Source organism: Anoxybacillus sp. LAT27 (assembly GCF_022030075.1).
Classification (GTDB): domain Bacteria; phylum Bacillota; class Bacilli; order Bacillales; family Anoxybacillaceae; genus Anoxybacillus; species Anoxybacillus kestanbolensis.
Genome location: NZ_JAIWYK010000361.1, coordinates 1 through 228, shown reverse-complemented (window position 1 = coordinate 228; position 228 = coordinate 1). Strand labels below are relative to the sequence as shown.

General features: G+C 60.1%; 1 protein-coding gene. It reads left to right on the top strand.

Annotation, left to right across the window (positions count from 1 at the left end; all coding sequences use genetic code 11):
* Window positions 1–228 (top strand): hypothetical protein (locus LD028_RS18280; RefSeq protein WP_483298302.1); only part of this gene is annotated, 228 nt, incomplete at both ends.

Sequence of the window (228 nt, the reverse complement as noted above, 5' to 3'; positions counted from 1 at the left end):
ATCACCGCACTCAATTGGCGCCCGTGGGTCGAGGAGGCACTTGCTGCGCGTAACTCCAGCGCCTACGCCTCGCTGCGCGCCATGCCCAAGCTGGGCCGCATGCCGTGCCTGGCCAATAATGAGGTGCGTCTGCTGGTGAACGGCGACGCGACCTTCAGCGCGATTTTTGAAGCCATCCGAAACGCGAAAACCGCCGTGCTGTTCCAGTTTTTCATTATTCATGACGAC